Here is a 21246-nt window from a genome sequence, read left to right as displayed (position 1 = left end):
GTGGATAAAATGTAGGATGATGCTTATTCAAGCACACCATATTCCTGCATCAGCTGAATAAACTCAGCTTCATTCATGACCTGCACACCCAACTTCTCGGCTTTTTCCAGCTTTGAGCCAGCTTTCTCACCTGCCACGACACATTTGGTTTTACCTGAAACACTGCCACTGACTCGCGCACCCAAGGCCTGCAACAACTGAGTCGCTTCATCGCGTCCCATTTGGCTCAACGTCCCTGTAATCACCCAACTTTCACCATTCAAAGGCTGACGTGTCGGTGCAATCGGAGCATCCCAATGAATGCCTGCCGCTAATAAACGATCCAACACTTCTAAATTATGCGGCGCTTGGAAAAAGTCCAAAATCCATTCTGCCGTAATATCTCCCACATCTGGAGTTTTCTTTAATGCTTCTAAATCAGCTTCACGCAAAGCCTCTAAAGTCTGAAAAGTATTGGCAAGCATCCGCGCGGTGGTTTCGCCCACACCACGAATTCCCAAGGCATAAATAAACGCAGCCAAAGTAGTTTTTTTGCTGTTTTCAATCGAGTCAATCAAGTTTTGAACCGACTTCTCACCCATTTTTTCAATGCCGAGCAAAGTGTCGCGGTGTTCGTGTAAATGATAAATATCAGCCACATTTTGTAGCAAGTTCAGATGCAGTAATGACTCCACCCAACGATCACCCAAACCTTCAATATCCATGGCTTTACGTGAGACAAAATGACGAATCGCTTCAATACGTTGTGCGGCACAATACAAACCGCCTGAACAACGCGCCAAAGCCTCACCTTCAGGCATCACCACAGGCGAATCACACACAGGGCATTGTTCTGGCAAATGGACTTCCTGTGCATCTGTAGGGCGGAATTCTGGCCAGACTTTTTCAACTTTGGGAATCACATCACCACTACGGTAAACACTGACCGTATCGCCTAAACGCACATCCAAACGGTGAATTTCACCAATATTATGCAAAGTAACATTGGATACCGTCACACCACCTACCGCAACGGGGTTTAAACGTGCCACAGGCGTCAACGTACCTGTGCGCCCCACTTGCCAATCAATATTTTCAATGGTGGTTAAAGCGGCAACTGCAGGGAATTTATAGGCAGTCGCCCAGCGCGGCTCACGACTTAAAAAGCCCAATTGCTGTTGCTGTTTCAAGTCATTGACCTTGACCACCATGCCATCAATTTCAACGCTTAAATTCGGACGCTCAAGGTTAATTTGCTCATAGGCCGCCTGAACATCTTGAATGCTCTTGCAGACAAAATGACGTTCGCCAATTTCAAAACCAAACTGCCCCAACCATGCCAAACTGTCGGACATGGTGCTTTGTCCATGAGGCGGCACACATTGCGCAATGCCATAAGCATAGAATGCTAAAGGACGTGAAGCCGCAATATTCGGGTCTAACTGACGCAAACTGCCTGCTGCTGCATTGCGTGGATTGGCAAAGGTTTTTTCACCTTTGGCTGTATTGGCCGCATTGAGTTTTTCAAAACCAAGTTTTGGCATCAACACTTCACCACGCACTTCCAAAAATTCAGGAATAGCCGTTTCTGTCGCACTCAAAACTTTCGGTAAATTGCGGATAGTTTTGACGTTGTGGGTAATGTCTTCCCCTGTTTCCCCATCACCACGGGTCACACCACGCACTAAAACACCATGTTCATACCAAAGTGAAATCGCCAAACCATCAAATTTGAGTTCGACATCGTATTCAATATTTTGGTTGGGCAAACGCTCTTCGACACGTCTTGCAAAGGCAAATAATTCTTCCTGATTAAACACATTGCCTAAAGACAACATTGGCACAGCATGTGTAACCGTGGTGAACTTTGCCAAAGGTGTGCCACCGACTTTATTGGTCGGTGTATCGGGTTGAACTAAATCTGGATACTGTTGTTCCAACGCTTTTAGTTGATGGAAAAGCTGATCATATTCACTGTCTGCAATTGTCGGTTGATCCATCACATAATAGGCATGATTGTGCTTGGCAAGCAGTTGAATCAATTGACGCATTTGCGCCACGACGGTTAAATCTACAGACATATTTTCCACCATAAAAAAGGGCGGTCTTGTTCCGCCCTTCAATTTTTTCTATGTAGCGCATGCTACAGCTTGTATTGCTGCGCACATTATAAAAATGCGGCTGCAAAGTTGCAATTTATCCTACTGCACTCAGTTCAATTGCCAAACACTTGACGTAGCTTATACCCAGTACGAGATCGCAATTCTAGGCATGACTTGCCTGACCAGCACGATAATCTATCGCCTGATGACGCCAGTGTTCACGTAATTGTGGAGTAAACTCTAAATGGTTTTGGTCATAGACCGTTCCATCAATTTCACGTGCAATCAGTCCTGAAATGCTGACCATGGTATCAAAGGCATTTTGCACATCGCTGTGCGGCAAAGCGAGGAAGAACGCTAAACCTTTAACTTGTTCGCTCGATAAAGTTTCTAAATCAAAACCATCTGCGCCTTCATCATTAATTTGTAAAACTGAAAATAATAATTTAGTGCCATCTTCGTTATAGCGATGGAAACATGACATTTCACCGAAACGTAAACCATATTTCATCAAGACTTTTAAGGCTTTATCGCCCGAAAGTATGCGACGTTCAGGGAAGACATTCAGCGCGATAAAAGATTCAGCGGTTGCCAAGGCACTTTCTTCATCCATGATTTTTTGTTCATGCAAATGCGAATCTAAAATGCTGCTTTCTTCATTAAATTCTGAAATTTCGGCAGTTTCAATGTGTTGATTCAGACTGTATTCAGTCGAAGCTTTGTTTTGCTCGACAGTCTGCGCATTCGGTTCAGTTTCTACAATCACTTGCTGAATTTCATCCGATAATGAATATTCTGAAGTTGTCGCTGTCGGGCTTGGCGTGTCTTGTGCAACTTCAGACTTCGATATCGTTGTGGATGGATCAAGCTCAGAATTTTCTGTATTTGCCTGCAAACTCGGTTCAACTTTGTCAGTTTCTGTGCTTGAAGAAGCCACGACATCATCCGTTAAAGCCTGTGGTTCAGACTTGGCAGGCGCATCTTGCGTAACTTCATCTACCGTTAAAGTCGGCTCCACACGCGGTGGCGTAGCGTCGCTTTGCAATTGGTCACGTACATGGCGTGGAATAATCGGTTTTTGGCTTTCTGCATTAAATTGCAGTTCCGAATCTAAGGATGGCGCTGAATCTACAGGTTTTTTTAGAATCATTTTCAAACCAAACGCCATGATCACAATAGCGATGACAATTCCAACGATTGTGGTGATTTCCATATTATGCCTCCGCGACTAGGCCGTATTCTGCGGCTTCTTCTAAATTTACGGTTACTAATTTTGAGGTTCCCGGTTCAGGCATGGTAACACCTAAGAGGTCGGTTGCCATCGTCATAGCAAGTTTATTATGTGTAATGTAAATGAATTGCACTTGTTCAGAAAGTTCTTTTACTAAATTACAAAAGCGCCCCACGTTAGCATCATCTAACGGTGCATCAACTTCATCGAGTACGCAAAATGGCGCTGGGTTTAAACGGAAGATTGCAAAAACCAAAGCCAAAGCTGTCAGTGCTTTTTCACCCCCTGAAAGTAAGGCCAAAGAACTGTTGCGCTTACCCGGTGGGCGCGCCATCAATTTTACCCCAGATTGCCAGTCATCTTCCAAGCTCAGACTCGCTTCACCGCCATTAAAGACTTTAGGAAACAGCTCCTGCAATTCGGTATTCACCTGATCAAAAGTGTTCATAAACAGTTTACGAGTTTCCTGATCAATACTTTTCATTGCCGCCTGCAACTGGGAAACAGTATTTTCCAAGTCTTCAATTTGATGGCTTAATTCTGCAAAACGGGCAGATACTTCTTCATATTCTTCCGAAGCCGCCAAATTGACCGCACCCAATTTATCAAACTGCTGCTGTGCTTTCGCCAGTTTTTGTTGATGCGCAGCGACATCAATCTGCAAACCTGTGATGATCTCGCTGTTTAAATCATTTAACTGTTCAGAATAATGCTGATAGTCCGACTTTGCCGATTGCCATGCCAAGCGCTTTTCTTCGAGTTTGGCACGTAATTGTTCATCTTGCTGCTGTTGCTGCTGCCGTTGCTCGGTCAGTTGCTGCTGTTTGGACTGCACACTGTTCAACTCCACTTGCCATTCCTGCCAAGTTTTTTGCAGCTTTTCAGTCTGTTGCTGCTGCTCTGAAAACTGAGTTTCTAAGGCAGGCAATTCCAACTGAACAGGATCGACAAACTTTTTGGCTTGTTCCATTTGCGCCACAATTTGTTGATATTGTGCTTTTAAAAAAGTGGCATCTTTTTCTAACAGTTCAATTTGCTGCTGAGTTTGTACCGCTTGACGGCGTAACAGCTCCACTTCTTGTTGTTGCTGCTGAAACTGTTGCTGTGAACTATCCAGCTGCTCATTCAGCTGCTCGACCTGAAATTGCAAGGTTTTATACTGCGGTAAGGCTTGCTCAAGTTTAAAAGCCAAAGCATGCAAATCAATTTCCAGATCATCTTTTTGCATGGCATCTTCTTCAAGCTGCTCATCTAATTGTGCCAATTGATGCTGTAATTGCTGTTGCTGTACCTCAAAAGCCTGTGCCGCACTTTCGGCTTTCGCCATTTGCACATCTAGCGTTTGCAGGGCTTGCTGCTGCTGTTTGAACTGTTGCTGTTGTTGCTGCAATTGCTGCTGTAACTGTTTTACCTGTTGCTGCAATTCAGGCAGTTGCTGTTCTGCTTGCTCATATTGTGGCAGTTGCAACGCCAACGCCTGTTCAATTTCATCCAAGCGAATCCGATGGCTTAATGCCCCTTGCCCTGCCTGTGCCGCTTCATCATAAAACAGCCCGATTACCCAGTCTGCTCCCACATGATAACCATCTAAACTAAGGATAGACTGCCCTGCTTGTAATTGCACTTGCAATGCCAAAGCCTGCGATAAACTTTCTGTAATTGCGACACTTTGCCACAAGCTACTTTGCGGTGAAGCAATCCAGTCACTGAGCGACTCACACTCCGAAAGCTGTATTTTTGATGTTTTTGAATCTACAGCCAAATGAATTTTTAGCTGACGTGCGCGGCTGTCCTGAAATTCAATATCTGCTTCTACCACCTGCGCAGATAACCATTTAGCCAAGAACTTTTCAATTAAATTGGCATGTGGTTTCGCCACATCTGCAAGTTGTAATACTTGCATCAACTGCACCACATCGGTTTGGGCTTTTGGACTTTGCTTAATGAGCAATTGATTGAGGTTTTTCTGTTCTGACTGCAAAATCTGAATCTCAGATTTTAAGGTCGCACACTGTGCTTTGTGCTCATTATAGTTGGTCTGCAACGTGGCGAGTTGCTGAGTGCTGTCTTGAATATTCTGTTCTAGTGTTAGCATTTCAGCCTGCAAGCGGGTCTTTTCGTCTTGCAGTTGTTGCATTCCCTCTTGCTGATCTTGCGGCTGAATTTGTGCAAACTGCTGTGTCAGGGTTTGTTTTTGCTGTTCAATACGGCTGATATTTTTGGCTAACTGCTCACTTTGCGCCTGCATGTGCACATGCTTTTGTTGTTGCTGTTCTACTTGCGCTTTGACTTGCGCATATTGTGCAGCTTGGGTTTGTTGCTGTGCTTTTAAATCCTGAAATTGCTGGCTCTGCTGCTGCGCCAAATGATCTTGCTGCTGTAGATTTTCCTGTTGGTTTTCTTGCTGATCGACCAAACTCTCTAGCTGCAATTCAATCAACTGCAAACGCTCTTTGGTTTGTGCTTTTTGTTGTTCAAGCTGCGATAAAGTCGCGGTATTTTGCTGAAACAAACTTTGTTTTTGTTCCAAAGTCATTTTCAGTTCAGCCAGTTTCTTTTCTGCCTGTTGCCATTCTTGCTGTAGCGGTGTCGATTGCTGAATCAAACGCTGAAACAACTCACTGGTCGCAGTTAAGTCATGTTCCAAAGTGGTCAGCTCAGAGCGCACCAATTTAAAACTTTCCCCTAACTCATTCATACTCAGGGTATATTCTTGCTGTAAACGTACACTTTGTTCACACTGAAAAGACAACACTTCGACTTTAATGGTGCGAATTTCGCTCTCAAGCGCTTTGTATTGAATTGCTGTTTCTGACTGACGTTTTAAGGTTTTTAATTGCGATTTTAGTTCTGAAGCAATATCTTCCAAACGCGCCAAGTTCTGCGTGGTGTGATCCAAATGCAGCATGGTTTCACGACGACGCGCCTGATAACGTGACACGCCTGCCGCTTCTTCAATAAACACCCGCATTTCTTCAGGTTTAGCATCAACCAAACGATTAATCATGCCCTGTTCAATAATTGCATAAGAACGCGGGCCTAAACCTGTACCCAGAAAAATATCGGTGATGTCACGACGACGACACTTGGTTCCATTTAAAAAATATTCAGACTTACCATCACGGTTGACCTGCCGACGTACCGACAGTTCATTATAGGCGTTATAAGCACCGCCCAATTTGCCATAGGTATTGTCAAAACGCAGTTCAACACTGGCTACACCTACAGGTTTGCGTTTGGCAGTTCCTGTGAAAATTACATCCTGCATACTGCCGCCACGCAACTGGCGCGCACTAGATTCGCCCATCACCCAACGAATGGCGTCAATCACATTGGATTTACCACAACCATTCGGCCCCACCACAGCGGTACGGTTGGCTTTAAAATGTAAGGTCGTACTGTCGGCAAAAGATTTGAAGCCAGAAAGTTTTAAACTGCTTAAACGCATAATGTCCCAATTAACGGCGTGAACGTCTTGCCCATGCAAGCTCGATCTGTTTCATACGGGTCAGAGATTCCAACACCAAGTTGCGCAAGTGTCGGCAAAAATCTTCCATAAATAAAGTGGCTTGTTGTGATTTTCTGCTTAAAATTGCATCACTCACCAGTTTAAATAATTCAAAAGATTCCTGTAACTCCCGACGCGAAGTATTTAAGGTCAAAAAGTAACTGCGTCTTAACGATGGCAATAACTCTTGATAGAACTTCATTAAGTATAAATTTCCCACCATATCAGGCTGCTGCGCCAGATATTGAAAAATTAGATCATAAAATTTTTCGGTATGGCCCTGCCGGTATTCGGCCTCAATCTGCTCCATCAGCTTTTGCAGCTGTTCAATTTCATGATGGCGCCAGGTTTCTGCAATGCGCTGTACAATCTGCCCCAGCAGCAGGCTGCAGGTATCAAACAGGGCACGCACCTGCTGGGCCGACATTTCCGACACAATCGCGCCGCGCCGCGGAAAAATTTCAATGAGATGGGTACGTTCCAATAACAACAACGCTTCACGCACCGAACCACGACTGACGTCCAATTCTTTGGCAATACGCAATTCCTGAATACGCTCACCTTCAACCAAATCACCGCTAATAATCTGTTCTGCGATGTGTCGGGCAATTTGTTCCGATAAACTTTCTGATTCTTGTTGTTGCATACTGTTCCTATCTTGTTTTTATAAGATGCAGTGATGAAAATTCGGAGCTACTCTCATTTAAGACATCTCAGGATCATCCTTCGACTGCAAGCATAGCTCCGATACAAGCATCTTTCTTTTTACTGCGAAACAGATCACAACGCCATGACATTGTCCGACAATTTCATGGCGCTAGAGCCAATTTTACATGGCTTAAAACAAAGAAAATAGCGACTCAACTTAGAAAAATACTCGCATACCCTGATATACAAAATAACAGCCAACGGTGGTCAGCAAGCAGGCAAAACATTTTTTCAACATCGCTGGCGATAACAAATGTGCCACTTTCGCACCAACTTTGGCAGTAATAAAGCTCATCACACTAATGCCTATAAATGCATAAATGTGGATATAACCAATGGTATTGGGTACTGCAACTTCGGCTTGCTTACCAAACCACATAAAGCCTAATGCGCCCGCCACCGCAATTGGCAAACCACAAGCGGCTGAGGTTGCTACCGCTTTTTGCATGACCACGCCGTAACGGTTTAAGTACGGCACTGTTAAACTGCCACCGCCAATCCCAAAAATTGCAGAGGCAATGCCAATCCCACCGCCCGCCATGACTTGCTTTGCAGTTGAAGGCAAATGATGTGAAGGATCAACCGCAATATTTGCGCCTCTAAACATCTTAAAAGCCACCCACAGTGCAAAACCGCCAATTAATAATTGTAAGCCTTGCCCCGAAAGGAAATCGGCAATACCTGCACCAACAAATGCACCCACAATTAAACCAGGCGCAAGATTACGAAATACAGGCCACATCACCGCACCTTTTTTATGGTGTGCCGTAACTGAGCTGATCGAAGTTACAATAATGGTTGCCAATGATGTCCCCACCGCCATGTGCATTAACACCGATGGGTCATAATTGAGTTGAGTGAACACAATATATAAAATTGGCACAATAATTAAGCCGCCGCCCACGCCAAACAGCCCTGCTGCAAATCCAGCAATTGCACCAATCAATAAATATATGATTAACTCCATAAATATATTCCACTATTTGTAAATTCGTATGGATGTAGAAACCCGACAACTGCAACAACAACTCACAGAAGCAGGACAGCTTCCAGAAGTACTCATCCTGAAGCCGATTACCACTTCCACCAATGATGATGTACGGGAAATTGCACAAAAAGGTGTGCAGAGTGTCTTGGTATGCAGTACCAGACAAACGCATGGTCGAGGACAACGTCAACGGCAATGGGTATCACCCGAAGGGAACATCTATTTAAGCACATTGCTAAATTTACGAACACCTGTAAATGGGTGTTTGGCTTTAGAAATTGCGTTAAATATCTTGCAAATGCCGAGTCTACAGGCGCTGAATCTACAAGTAAAATGGCCAAATGACTTATACAGCCCGCAAGGCAAATGGGGCGGCATCTTAATTGAGCCAATTTCTGCACAGCAAGTCATTGTTGGGGTTGGGCTTAATCTTGCACCTGTCAGCTCAGCAGTTATTGATCAAAAAACCACATCTTTAACCGAACTGGGTTTGGTATCTATTGATCGTGTGCGCCTGATCGCAGAGCTTTATCTTGCCATTCAACAAGCCTGCGACTGGTTTAATCACGATTGCTATAATTTGGCATCTCGCTTCAATCATCATGCCGCATTTATGCAACAACAAGTTGAATTTGAACATTTTAAAGGTACTTGTCAGGGTACTTTTTTAGGCATTCAGGATGATGGCGCAGTGCAAATTGAAACGGCACAAGGGCTTGAAGTTTTTTATCAGGGACGTTTACGCCCTATCGATCATGCCGAGTCATCTTCATGAAAAATTTATGGCTAGATATTGGTAACACCCGCCTGAAATATTGGGTCACAGAACAAGACCGCATCATCGAACATGAAGCAGAATTGCATTTGCAATCTCCTGCCGATTTGTTGCTGGGTTTGATTCAACACTTTAAAAGTCTGAATGTGCATAAAGTAGGCGTGTCATCGGTACAAGATCAGAAGAATAATCAACGCATTCACTTGATTTTAAAAACCCTGAATGTGCCTGTGATTTATGCCACAGTGCATGCAGATTATGCAGGTTTGCATTGTGAATATGATATTCAACAACTGGGGATAGATCGCTGGCTGCAAGTGCTTGCCGTGGCAAATGACCCACAAGAAAATTATTGTGTCATTAGTTGTGGTACGGCGCTGACTATTGATTTGGCGGATGGACTGACGCATTTAGGCGGCTATATTTTACCGAACTTATATTTGCAACGTGATGCACTGATTCAAAACACCAAAGGCATTAAAATTCCCGATGCTGCATTTGATGAACTCACCCCAGGACGCAGCACCATTGATGCTGTTCATCATGGTATTTTACTCGGCTTGCTCAGCACCATTGAGCATGTAATTCGACAGTCACCACGTAAACTGATTTTAACGGGTGGCGATGCACCGCTGTTTGCCAAATTCTTGCAGCAATATCAACCGCAAGTCGAGCAAGATTTATTGCTCAAAGGTTTGCAGCGTTATATTCAGTATGCAACGCATGGAGTGCACTAAAAACCAAACATTGCGTCCATCTACGCTGATCAGTCTTTCGGTGTAGCTGTCATCTGCAAATAAAAAAACAAAAAAAAGCAGGCTCATTTTTATGCGCCTGCTTTTTTAACACTTAGATTCTAAGATGCTTTAAAAACAATTATTTCTTAGTTGGGTCGTTGCCACCAAACAATGGCCCCATACCGCCGCCACTGAATTGCTTTTGTAAACCGCCCAGTGAACGCATCATTTTTGCCATGCCCGATGGATTGGCAAATTTTTTCATCATTTTTGCCATTTGTGCATGTTGCTTGATCAACTTATTCACTTCTGACACATCCATACCACAACCCGCAGCAATACGTTTTTTACGGCTTGGATTCATCAGGTCTGGGTTACGACGCTCTTTGATGGTCATCGACTGGATAATCGCTTCCATCTTTTTCACTTGCTTTTCAGGATTGGCTTGCGCAATTGCATCTTGAATACCTGAGTTGCTCATGCCAGGCAACTTGTCTAAGAAGCCCATCATGCCGCCCATTTTATTCATTTGTTCAAACTGCATCAGCATATCTTCAAAGTTGAAGCTGCCGCCTTTTTGCAGTTTTTTCGCCATTTTTTCGGCTTTTTCTTTGTCGATTTTACGTTCAACTTCTTCGACCAAAGACAGCACGTCACCCATGCCCAAAATACGTTGTGCAACACGTTCTGGGTGGAATGGCTCTAGGGCATCGAGTTTTTCACCCATCCCCAAGAATTTAATTGGTTTACCCGTAATCGCACGAACTGAAAGTGCTGCACCACCGCGCGCATCACCATCAGTTTTAGTAAGGATTACACCTGTTAATGGCAAGGCATCATTAAAGGCTTTGGCTGTATTTGCCGCATCCTGACCCGTCATGGCATCGACCACGAACAAGGTTTCAGTCGGTTTAATCGCTGAATGTAATGCCTTGATTTCATCCATCATGTCATCATCGACGTGCAAACGACCTGCAGTATCGACAATTAACACATCAGCAAACTGAATTTTTGCCTGTTCGATGGCACGGTTGGCAATATCGACAGGGTTTTCATTGGCATTTGAGTCAAAGAAAATTGCGCCAACTTCGCCTGCAACCGTTTGTAGCTGTTTAATTGCCGCAGGACGGTAAACGTCGGCAGACACCATCGCCACTTTTTTCTTTTGACGTTCTTGTAAGAAACGTGCCAATTTTGCTGCAGTGGTGGTTTTACCCGCACCCTGCAAACCTGCCAATAACACCACAACCGGTGGCTTGGCAGCAAGGTCAAGGCTTTCATTGGCCTCGCCCATCATTTTTGTAAGTTCGTCATAGACAATTTTGACGAACGCCTGACCAGGAGATAACTGAGTCATCACTTCCTGACCCAATGCCTCTTCCTTAACTTTCGCGATGAATTCACGAGTTACAGGTAACGCCACATCGGCTTCAAGAAGTGCCATACGTACTTCACGTAACGTATCTTTAATATTGTCTTCGGTTAGCTGCCCTGAGCCAGTAACATTTCTTAAACTCTGCGTGAGTCGTTCTGTTAAGGTATCAAACATTGCAAATTCCGCTTAAAATAGCCATTAGCAAAAAAATGTTTCTTTAAAATAGAAAATTTATGCATAAGATGCTATAGGATACTGTAGTTCGCATCGAATTTATATAAATGAATATTCATCATCCTGAAAAAGGTTTGACATGATCAGTCTCCCCTTGGTTTATACGATTTTAGCACTAATCGCTTATACCAGTTCTTTTTGGTATTTATTTTCCCATTTAATGTCTAAACGTGCGCCAAATCACTGGTTTATTCGTTCTCTGCTCAGTTTGGGCTTATTGCTGCATGCTGCCGTGTTGTATAACGATATGTGGACGCCGATGGGTGTCAATTATAACGTGTTTAACCTGATGTCATTTACTTCAGGTTTAATGTTGTTATTGAGCTTGCTGTTTAGTACTTACCGCCCTGTGATTGCGCTGAATTTGATTGGTATTCCTGTAGCCGCCGTGGGTTTAATTACAGGCTTTTCATTCAGCCAGCATAATTTATTTATTAACCAAAACTCGATTGGTTTAGATATTCATATTATTTTATCGCTATCTGCCTATGCCGTATTGCTCATGGCGACTATTCATGCCGTGTTAATGTGGTTTCAAAACCGCGAACTCAAAAACAAACAAAAGCGTCGAGTTTGGGTAAATTTGCTGCCGTCTTTGCAAGATATGGAATCTTTGCTATTTGACATGTTGATTGCAGGCTTTGCTTTACTCACAGTCGCATTAGGCTTTGGTTTCTTTACGATAGAACATTTCTTTGCACAGCATTTAGCGCATAAGACTGCCTTTAGTATAATTTCTTGGTTTGTCTATGGTGCATTGTTACTTGGACGTTATAAGTTTGGCTGGCGTGGACAAAAAGCGATTCGCTTTACCATTATTGGTTTCTTTTTATTGGCGCTCGGTTTTATTGGTTCTAAATTTGTGTTGGAAATGATTTTGGGACGATAACGCCAGCTTAATGATGCGTGTGTATGCTAAAAAATGAATACAACCTTAGACCTCTTGCATAAACAAACCAAAGCTCAGATTTCTTTTGCGCTGAAAGTGTACTTATTATGTGCCATGTAAAATACACATCTAATAAAAAGTTTTAAAATACAGTGAAGTACATAATGAATACTATCAAATCCTATACTCAAACTGTCTTTCGTGGTTTAGGACAAATCATGTTGCAAGAAAATGCTGCAACTGGACTATTATTTCTTTTAGGTATCGCCGTCCATTCACTTCGTCTAGCGTGCGTCGCAATTTTGGGGGCAGCAATTGGCACACTTTGGGCAAAACTGTGTAAATATCCAATTGCGTCTATTTCAGCAGGACTATATGGGTTTAACAGCGCCTTGGTTGCGATTGGTGTCAGTTACTTCTATCCAGTTTCTATACTGACATTTGGCTTACTCCTGTGCGGCAGTATTTTTGCTACGTTGATCATGCATATGATGCAAAGCTATCAACTCAAGCCTTATACCTTCCCTTTTGTGTTCACATTATGGCTCATCTTTGCCGTTATCCCCCAGCAAATGATTGACTTAGCTGCTGTGAGTTTAGGAATATTTACTCTAGATGGTGTTTTACAAAGTTTTGGACAAGTAATGTTGCAAGCCAATAGTTGGTCGGGTCTTATTTTTATAGTGGCAATTTTGGTGAACAATGCCAAACATGCGCTATGGGCCGTTATTGCTGCAACTTTAGGCATGCTAGTGGCTTTTTTATTGCAGTGGCCAAATACAGAAATTGCTGCAGGCATGTATAGCTATAATGCGGTCTTGGCGGCTCTTGCTGTTTTATTACTCACCCCACACAAATGGCTTTGTTTATTGGCTATTTTTCTCTCCGTGGGCTTTACCAAACTCATGTTTATCCTGTCATTACCGGTCTTAACTTTTCCGTTTATTTTGGCCATCTGGTGCGTCGCCTGGGGAATTGAATTTTCTCAAAACCGCCAAAAAGCAACTGAGCAGGTAGAATAATATTTGTATAAATGAGTTATCTCAAGCTTGTAATTAATCGACTTCTTTCATAACCCCCTAAGTCCCCCTTGAGAAGGGGGATGAGGAGCAATGCTCCGCAAGAGGGGTTTAAAAGACTTATGAAAGAGGCCTAATGAGATGATTTTTTGCCTCTTTATAAGCAATGGCATCGGGTTTTCATCATCAAACGGCTTTTGCTAGACAAGTGGTTGAATAATGGGTATAACCGCTTTTTCCTTATTTAGGTCTAACACATTGAAACTCATTCTTGCACCCATGGAAGGCTTAACCGACCCCATCATGCGTGATGTACTCACGTCTGTAGGCAGTTTTGACTGGTGTGTGACAGAGTTTATTCGGGTCACAGATAGTATTTTACCAGACCATATCTATCATACTTATTGCCCAGAACTACTCACCAACGGTAAAACCGCTGCAGGCACGCCTGTACATGTGCAATTTTTAGGAAATAATCCTGAAATGTTAGCGGCCAATGCAGCCAAAGCTGCGGCGATGGGCGCTCCTGCCATTGATATGAACTTTGGCTGCCCTGCCAAAACCGTCAATCGGCATCGAGGCGGTTCAGTCTTACTCGATGAACCCGAAGTGGTATATGAACTGGTTAAAGCGGTGCGCGATGCCGTTCCTGCTCATATTCCAGTTTCCGCCAAAATGCGTCTAGGCTATATGGATCGGAACTTCATGCTAGAAAATGCGCACGCCATTGAAGATGCAGGCGCAGCATGGGTTACAGTGCATGCACGTACCAAAGCCGATGGCTATACGCCTCCCGCATTTTGGGATCAGCTACGTCCTATACGTGAAGCCTTGAAGATTAACGTCATTGCCAATGGTGAAATTTGGAACAATGCCGATGCCAAACAATGCCAGTTAGAATCGGGCTGTGAAGATTTGATGATTGGTCGTGGTGCGGTCACCACCCCAGATTTGACCCAATGTATTCGTCAAAATTCAGACCTGCCTTTGCTGAGTTGGCAAGATTTGCTGCAACTACAAATTCGCTTTATTCACGGCCCTGCCAAAACAGAAATTGGAATGCTAGGACGTTATAAACAATGGCTCGGCATGATGTCGAAACATTATCCCGAAGCCAAAACTTTATGGGATGAAATCAAACGTCTGAAAAAACTGGATGAAATCATTGAAAAATTAGTCGCACACACGACTTAAACAGTGAATCCATCTAGTTCAAAATTTATCTAAAAATTCAGCTTTTATTGGTGAGTATCATCTATTCAACCTTGCTGACAAAGCTTGGCATTTCCCATGCACTACCTGCAAAACCTTTACATTGTCCTGCATCAAACTGATAGCTTTTGACAAACTGCTGACCATTCCACGCCCATTCAGTTTGACTGAAACAATCACCAATTCCACGTCCTTTTTGATAGGAAAAAATCTGTCCGTTGCTAAATTCTGAAGCAGAATCGGTTACAAATTGCTGTATCTTTTGCAATTTTTTATCCATGACCCAATAAGCCACACCCCAATTATAAGCCCCTCGCCAACAGCTTGCCTCAACCAACACGCTATCTTGATTTAAGGGATAAGTATGAATCTGCTGTTCTGCTTGTTCAGGTTCAAACAGCATATAACAATCTTCACGATCTACGGTTTTTTGTAAAATTGGATATAACTTTTCTGCACTGGCCGCGCTAAGCACCTGTGCTTTGGCGGTTCGGTATTGTGGCTGCATGAGAATGTTAATTTTAGGCATCGCTTGCGCTTTCAAAACCTGCGTGGATGCCTGATTGCCTTTTGCCAATATTGCGGAATCTGTGCCCACACGTTTTTGAAATTCATCCATTTTTAGCAACACTGCACTCATGCCTGCATCAGACAATTTCCAGCGTTGTTGGCCATGTTTCAACTCGATCACGACATGCTGACGCGCCTGTGCCAACAGCTTTTGCACACTGGCAGTAGATAGATTGGCGATACTTTCATGAAAGTTTAATTGCTGCAAAGCACGTCCATTTAAAAATAAAGTCGCTTGAGCAATATCCTCCTGAATTTGCAATTGCCCTTGTACAGCACTCTTTGCACCTGCTTGACGGGTCAATAACATACTGATCGGTTGTTCAAAATCATCATCGCTTTGGTAGCCTGCGGCACGGCAGGTTCCTGTATTATCACAGGCCAACTCCCAATCTTGATGCTGAAAATACAGTCCTTGCAAAGCAGTCGACTGGCTTGAAGCAATCGTTTTTTCAGCAGTGATCGGTGCTGCAAAAATACCAACACTACCGAATAAACCACTGATCGCCAGCAATATTTTTAGATTGCATCTGAAATTCATAATCTTCGCAACTCCTGAAATGGTCATCTATAATTCAACGGCTCAATCAAAGCTAAATTTAGCACCTTGCCTACTCAGCTCAATAAAAAAGCACGCCAGAGCATGCTTTTCTAATGCAATTGAACATCAAGATTTAATGTAAAAAATTACGATTCCTGTGTTAAATCCTTGACCGTGGTGCTTGCGCCATTGGTTTTCACTGACTCAATTCCTTTGTCACGTGATTGTTCAGAAGTATAGAGCTGACTCGTACCAATAATCTGATGGTTGGCAGCTTTTAAATTAAAATACGGCTTATCATTCTTAGATGTCAGTCGATCATAACGCCCATCATCCTGACTGTTCTTTTGTACCGAAGCGATGCCATTTTTTGCCGATGCTTTCGCCTTATACTGTTCACTGGTTAAGATAATTTCGCCATTCCCAGCTTTAAGTACAAAGCGGTACTGACCATTGCTTGCTTGTGAAATCTCAAACCATCCTGACATACTTGCCCCCAGTTTTCTTATGAGTGGTGAAGTGTGTTGTTGAATGATGCTAGGCTTTAAACTGCCTAAAAATTATTCTTTTCACTTAAAATATAAAGGACTTAGGCACAAGAAAACAGTATTAATTTTGTACACTCTTAAAGTTATTGTTGCTCAATTTGAATACTAAAATACTTTTATAAACTCCATAAAAAAGCGCAGGCAACTCAAGTCGCCTGCGCTGTTGAAATCTGCTTAAACTTAAGCTTTTTTCACATATTCAGATTTTAATTTCATAGCCCCCATGCCATCAATCTTACAATCAATGTCATGACCATCTGCTGCATCTGGAATTAAGCGAATATTTTTCACTTTCGTTCCCACTTTTACAGCAGCCGAAGAACCTTTAATCTTCAGGTCTTTAATCACAGTCACCGTGTCGCCATCTGCCAACACGTTGCCGTTTGCATCTTTAATCACAGCAGCAGTTTCTTCTAGCTGTTCCCCTTCTTTCCACTCATGTGAGCATTCAGGACAAATCAGTAGGTCGCCATCTTGGTAAGTGTATTCTGATTGGCATTTTGGGCAATTTGGCAAAGACATAAAAAACCTCAAAAACTATATTATAGCATTTTTTACTGAATTTTCATAAACTTAAAATCCTTATAAAGCACAAGGATAATCAAATAAAACTCTTTAATTGGACTGTGCTAAGCGTTGCAGCATCACGCACTTTAATACCACTACATGATTGTGCTGCTCATCTTTAGCTGCTGTGACCAGAGTGATTTTTTGCTGCTGTGCCAGTTCACACAACGCCTGTAAAGCCTCTTCTTGCTCTGCTAATTCAGCTATATAACGCTGCTGAAACTCATCCCAATGTTGTTCAGGGTTTTGATGATACCATTTACGCAGCCCAGTCGAAGGCGTAATTTCTTTGGGCCATAAGTCAATACGAGCGCGTTCTTTACTCACACCACGCGGCCATAAACGATCAACCAACACCCGTGTTCCATCTGCCTGAGTCGCTTCAAGATAAGCGCGTTTCATTGCAATATCCATATTTGCACCTCTGCATCTTTTATGATGACGTCATCAGCGCCAAAGTTTTAGGCAGCAGATTATGTATCACAAATAAAAAAGCATGTGATCAACACATGCTTTTCAGATACCCGATTTAATCTTCGTAATCGTCTTCGTCTTCATCATCGTAGACGTAAGCCATACAGCCCCAGCCATCGTATTCACCGCCATGTTCTTCAGCAATTTTGCTGAACCATTGCTCTAAATCGACAATGTCTGAATACTCTGGTTCCATGTAAACATAAATGGTAATGATCCATTCAACTGCGTCAGATTCTTCATCTTGGAATAATGAAATTTTTTGTTCTTCGGCCAACAAATACAAAGCACATTTTTCAGCTTGTTCTTGTGTGGTAAAAGCGATGGAGTACTCAATCTCATGTGGCTCTGTCAGGTCATCCCCATCTTCATGCATTTGCCAAAGTACATTGCCATTATCATCATCAGGGAATTGTTCATAGTCACGTGTCATGCGAATATCCTTGTTATCTTTTTAGCCAATATATATTTGGCAAGTGACAAAATAGTGAATTCAACATAGCACAAATTTGCCCGAAGGACTCAATTTTCATCTCGTTTTACACTGACTTTAGTCTGAATTACCCAGAAGCTTGCTTTTACATGACACTACAATTGCTTTAAGCATTTGCAGCCAGTTTAATTTGTGGCATCTGACAAGATGCTTTCCTGTTTAAATGCCAACAGTAAAGCAGCAAACTTTAATTCTTCTTGTCGAAGTGTTAAGTAAGAGTCTAGAATTTTTACGTGTCCAAATGCAGCCGCATAATGATTCAGCAAAGTAAAATCATCCTGCAAAGCTTGAAGCGATTCAGCCAGATTATGTTCAGTCAGCTGCGCCAAATATAAATCTGCTTTACTATTAAATGCTTGAGCCAGCAAAGTCACTGCCGCTAGACGGCGTTGCTCATCGACAAAAGCACAATGCGCAACTTCTTGATTTTTAACCGTATCTTGAATCTTGTGTCGTACTTGCTGCAGGTGTTGTGCTGCATCACTATAGCCATAACCTTCAATCAGATCATCCAATAGATGCTGTGCAGGCAACTGAAAAGCAGGCGTATGATGTTCAATTTTATGATACAGCGCGGTCATAATCTGTTCGAGTTGCTGACGTTCTTCAACCAAGTTATAAAAAGCACCCAATTGATCTTGTGCTGTTTTAAGCGTTTTGGCTTTGGTTTTTTGCTCATACTCGGCTAAAAAATCTCGGACTTTTTCAACTTGTTGCTTGCACTGCTCCCGCGTATTTTCCGCTTCGGATTTAATCATTTCTACAAACATTTCTACTTGTTGACGACGTTCTAATACATATTGCTCAACGTCTAAAATATGTTGATAGTGCTGCAAGGTTTCTAAACGACCTTTTAAACTGCCTATTTCGATGCGTAGCATGGTGAGCTGATGCTCTAATTCATTACTTTCTAACTCATCGGACGCCAAATTGGAGCGAGTGCGGTCTAAATTGCTTTGTAAAGATTGAATGCTTGCAGACAACTCACGGCGGCGCTGAGATTGCCAAAAAATAATCACCACCAAAACAATAATGATTGCACCCAATATATACAGCATATAACTTCTCCCACCCGCATTGGTCTGCCATATTTTGAAAAACCATCTTCAGTTTTTAAAGACGCTTTCTAACCCGCTTTGACAGCCCACCACACTCAAAAACACAAAGTTTTAAAACAGCGAGTTATTCACATCCTTTATTTATGCCAAGGCAAATGAATAACGACAGCTCTAAGGATACGTTAGCGAGTTAGCGGCACGAAGACTATCCCAATTTTTGAGTATTTTCACAAAAAAATTGAAAAATATGCGCCTGTTAGAAAAATTGAATCCAAAAATCTCTAAAAAGGAAGCTGTGCCCGAATTGCAACAGGAATTTGGCTTAAAGGTTGCGTAAAAGCCAAATAACTGGCATGCAGCGCCATCCGACCTAAAGTACTTTTTTTCGGTTCAGGATGATATAACTTATCGCCTGTAATGGGATGTCCAATATATTGCATGTGTACCCGTAACTGATGCGAACGCCCTGTGATTGGGGTGAGCAATACACGGGTAATATCTTCAACCGCACAATATTCCAAAGCCTGATACAGCGTTTGCGCAGGCTTGCCTAAATCGAAATGCACAATTTGGCGTGGACGGTTTTCCCAGTCAGTAATTAAAGGCACATCGACACTGCCCTCACCTTCAAGTTTGCCTTGAATTAAAGCAATGTAGTTTTTTTCTACTGTTCGCGCCTGAAACATTTTACTCAATGCGACTTCTGCATCACGATGCTTGGCAAACATGAGAATACCTGAGGTGGCCATATCTAAACGATGGGCAATTTTTGCCTGAGGATAATCTGCGAGTACTCTTAAATATGCACTGTCCTGATGTTCGGGCAAACGCCCAGGCACCGACAATAAACCTGCGGGCTTATCAATCACCAATAAATCGTCATCTTCATAGACAATTACTAAGGGATCTTGTGGAGGTGCATAAATAAAGTTGTCGTTTAAAGCCATGAACATACAGCATGCAAAGCGGTGCGGGCAAAATATCAAGCACAGCCCGAGCTGTCAATTCAGTCGGGCGATGTACTTTTTAGTGTAAAGATTTAGATTTTAAATTGGCTGAGTCTGCCAAGCTTAATCTGTCAAACTTAGTCTGCGAAACTTAGTCTGCTAAATAGTATTCCACCGTAGACACCACACGTACTTTTTTCAAATATGGCGTGTTGCTGTCACGGTCTTCAATACTAAATACGCCCTGATTGGCTGATTTAATTTTACCTAGACGACTGTCAGAATCTGCAGCAAATTTTTCTGCAACACTGCGGGCATTTTGTGTGGCTTGCTCAATCATGGCAGGTTTGATGTCATTTAGTTGTGTATATAAATATTCGGTACGTTGCCCGTAATCTTCACCACCAAAGGCAATTCCATTTTTACCTAAATCGACCAAGCGGCTTTGTGCGCTGCGCACTTTATCAATATTTTTGGTATAGACCGTAATGGTTTGATGTGCGGTATAACGTAAAGCAACATTACCATCGCCACCATATTGCTGGGCGTATTTATCGGTAATTACAGGTGCCGCAATGGTAATTTCTTCAGAACTAAAACCTTCATTTTTTAAAAAGTTTTGAATTTGGGAGGTTTGGCTTTGCATGGTGTCGTATAGCGCTGCCAAGTCTTGACTGGCAGTACTAAAACGAATTGGCCACACCGCCACATTCGCTTTTACTTCTCGTTCAGACAAACCTTTGACTGAAACCACACGCTCATATTGTTTAATTTTGAGTGCGCTATTGCCCAAAATCCAACCCGCGAGCACCATCCCCAAACAAATTAGACCGCCTAAAATCAGTGCAGGTTTAAATTGATTCATGTTTGCCAACTCCTCAAATTGCGGGCTTTTCGCCTCTATTTCAATGACCGTGTGTTTTTAATGTACTGTCTAAAGCGGTTGTTTCTATGCTTTTCGATGCTTGTTTATAGAGTTTTAAATTAAGGTCGCATCATATACAGCGCAATGAGTGGTGCAATATTCAATAGCAATACCCCAATTTTATAGACTGCCATGCCGCCATAATGAATGGCATCAAAACTTGCATCTGACAATTTGAACCATCTGCCATGTAACTGTCGCAGCCAGTCATGCGCAAAAATCACCACCACAAACCACAGCATTAAAATGGCATAGTTAATCAGTGCGCAGGTCAGTAATAAGCGACACCAAAAATCGTAATCAACACTCATATCACACCTAATTAGATGTAGATGATTATTGCAAATTAACAGATTTGAATGAAAA

General features: G+C 42.6%; 20 protein-coding genes. 5 read left to right on the top strand and 15 right to left on the bottom strand.

Annotated elements, in window-relative coordinates; translation table 11 throughout:
- Positions 1 to 23 precede the first annotated feature (23 nt).
- The 5 genes from ligA to HX743_RS11415 form a co-directional block, all read right to left on the bottom strand.
- On the bottom strand, positions 24 to 2060 hold the full coding sequence (ligA, locus tag HX743_RS11435; protein WP_178319271.1) for an NAD-dependent DNA ligase LigA: 2037 nt from the start codon (positions 2058 to 2060) through the stop codon (positions 24 to 26).
- Positions 2061 to 2244: 184 nt separating this feature from the next.
- Entirely contained in the window at positions 2245 to 3294 is a 1050-nt protein-coding gene (locus tag HX743_RS11430) for a cell division protein ZipA C-terminal FtsZ-binding domain-containing protein (RefSeq protein WP_178319270.1), read from the bottom strand.
- Between the two features lies 1 nt (position 3295).
- The gene (gene smc / locus HX743_RS11425) at positions 3296 to 6760 is read right to left on the bottom strand and encodes a chromosome segregation protein SMC (protein WP_178319269.1); all 3465 of its coding nucleotides are present in this window, start codon (positions 6758 to 6760) and stop codon (positions 3296 to 3298) included.
- Positions 6761 to 6770: 10 nt separating this feature from the next.
- Entirely contained in the window at positions 6771 to 7466 is a 696-nt protein-coding gene (locus HX743_RS11420) for a GntR family transcriptional regulator (RefSeq protein ID WP_178319268.1), read from the bottom strand.
- 219 nt (positions 7467 to 7685) lie between these two features.
- Entirely contained in the window at positions 7686 to 8495 is an 810-nt protein-coding gene (locus HX743_RS11415; RefSeq protein ID WP_004972366.1) for a sulfite exporter TauE/SafE family protein, read from the bottom strand.
- A gap of 28 nt (positions 8496 to 8523) precedes the next feature.
- Between HX743_RS11415 and HX743_RS11410 the strand changes: the two genes are divergently transcribed.
- Positions 8524 to 9291, top strand: a complete 768-nt coding sequence (locus HX743_RS11410; RefSeq protein ID WP_178319267.1) for a biotin--[acetyl-CoA-carboxylase] ligase — start codon at positions 8524 to 8526, stop codon at positions 9289 to 9291.
- Positions 9288 to 10028 carry a type III pantothenate kinase gene (locus HX743_RS11405; RefSeq protein ID WP_178319266.1) on the top strand — a complete coding sequence of 247 codons (741 nt, stop codon included), beginning with the start codon at positions 9288 to 9290 and terminating at the stop codon, positions 10026 to 10028. Before HX743_RS11410 ends, HX743_RS11405 begins: the two co-directional genes overlap by 4 nt.
- A 139-nt stretch (positions 10029 to 10167) precedes the next feature.
- On the opposite strand, the gene ffh is transcribed toward HX743_RS11405, so the two are convergent.
- Positions 10168 to 11577 (bottom strand): signal recognition particle protein, encoded by a 1410-nt coding sequence (gene ffh, locus HX743_RS11400; RefSeq protein ID WP_096902093.1) that lies wholly within the window; start codon positions 11575 to 11577, stop codon positions 10168 to 10170.
- A gap of 139 nt (positions 11578 to 11716) precedes the next feature.
- Here ffh and HX743_RS11395 point away from each other — a divergent pair, with 139 nt between their 5' ends.
- From HX743_RS11395 to HX743_RS11385, 3 genes are all read left to right on the top strand, one after another.
- Positions 11717 to 12526, top strand: a complete 810-nt coding sequence (locus tag HX743_RS11395) for an inner membrane protein YpjD (protein ID WP_178319265.1) — start codon at positions 11717 to 11719, stop codon at positions 12524 to 12526.
- A gap of 164 nt (positions 12527 to 12690) precedes the next feature.
- Positions 12691 to 13548, top strand: a complete 858-nt coding sequence (locus tag HX743_RS11390) for an urea transporter (protein ID WP_178319264.1) — start codon at positions 12691 to 12693, stop codon at positions 13546 to 13548.
- A gap of 255 nt (positions 13549 to 13803) precedes the next feature.
- Positions 13804 to 14739 (top strand): tRNA-dihydrouridine synthase, encoded by a 936-nt coding sequence (locus HX743_RS11385; protein WP_178319263.1) that lies wholly within the window; start codon positions 13804 to 13806, stop codon positions 14737 to 14739.
- A gap of 61 nt (positions 14740 to 14800) precedes the next feature.
- Here HX743_RS11385 and HX743_RS11380 read toward each other — a convergent pair whose 3' ends face one another.
- The 9 genes from HX743_RS11380 to HX743_RS11340 all read right to left on the bottom strand — a co-directional run bounded on the left by HX743_RS11380 (position 14801) and on the right by HX743_RS11340 (position 21191).
- Positions 14801 to 15868 carry a DUF1176 domain-containing protein gene (locus HX743_RS11380; RefSeq protein WP_178319262.1) on the bottom strand — a complete coding sequence of 356 codons (1068 nt, stop codon included), beginning with the start codon at positions 15866 to 15868 and terminating at the stop codon, positions 14801 to 14803.
- A gap of 146 nt (positions 15869 to 16014) precedes the next feature.
- Positions 16015 to 16356: a YegP family protein gene (locus HX743_RS11375; RefSeq protein WP_004972386.1), complete on the bottom strand. Its 342-nt coding sequence runs from the start codon at positions 16354 to 16356 to the stop codon at positions 16015 to 16017.
- Positions 16357 to 16596: 240 nt separating this feature from the next.
- On the bottom strand, positions 16597 to 16938 hold the full coding sequence (locus HX743_RS11370) for a zinc ribbon domain-containing protein YjdM (RefSeq protein ID WP_004972388.1): 342 nt from the start codon (positions 16936 to 16938) through the stop codon (positions 16597 to 16599).
- Positions 16939 to 17031: 93 nt separating this feature from the next.
- Positions 17032 to 17397 carry a DUF488 domain-containing protein gene (locus HX743_RS11365; RefSeq protein WP_131260718.1) on the bottom strand — a complete coding sequence of 122 codons (366 nt, stop codon included), beginning with the start codon at positions 17395 to 17397 and terminating at the stop codon, positions 17032 to 17034.
- Between the two features lie 115 nt (positions 17398 to 17512).
- Positions 17513 to 17890 (bottom strand): ribonuclease E inhibitor RraB, encoded by a 378-nt coding sequence (locus tag HX743_RS11360; protein WP_004972392.1) that lies wholly within the window; start codon positions 17888 to 17890, stop codon positions 17513 to 17515.
- 185 nt (positions 17891 to 18075) lie between these two features.
- Entirely contained in the window at positions 18076 to 19008 is a 933-nt protein-coding gene (locus tag HX743_RS11355; RefSeq protein ID WP_178319261.1) for a DUF5660 family protein, read from the bottom strand.
- Between the two features lie 281 nt (positions 19009 to 19289).
- A complete protein-coding gene (locus HX743_RS11350) occupies positions 19290 to 19955 on the bottom strand; it encodes an RluA family pseudouridine synthase (protein ID WP_104853295.1) in 666 nt (221 codons plus the stop codon).
- 151 nt (positions 19956 to 20106) lie between these two features.
- Positions 20107 to 20820 carry an SIMPL domain-containing protein gene (locus tag HX743_RS11345; RefSeq protein ID WP_178319260.1) on the bottom strand — a complete coding sequence of 238 codons (714 nt, stop codon included), beginning with the start codon at positions 20818 to 20820 and terminating at the stop codon, positions 20107 to 20109.
- 119 nt (positions 20821 to 20939) lie between these two features.
- Positions 20940 to 21191, bottom strand: a complete 252-nt coding sequence (locus tag HX743_RS11340; protein WP_004972400.1) for a DUF6868 family protein — start codon at positions 21189 to 21191, stop codon at positions 20940 to 20942.
- Between the last annotated feature and the right edge of the window lie 55 nt (positions 21192 to 21246).

The sequence above is a fragment of the Acinetobacter sp. Swhac1 genome, from assembly GCF_013390985.1.
Taxonomy (GTDB): domain Bacteria; phylum Pseudomonadota; class Gammaproteobacteria; order Pseudomonadales; family Moraxellaceae; genus Acinetobacter; species Acinetobacter towneri.
Note: the sequence above shows the minus strand (reverse complement) of the source record. Positions and strands in the feature narration are given on the sequence as shown.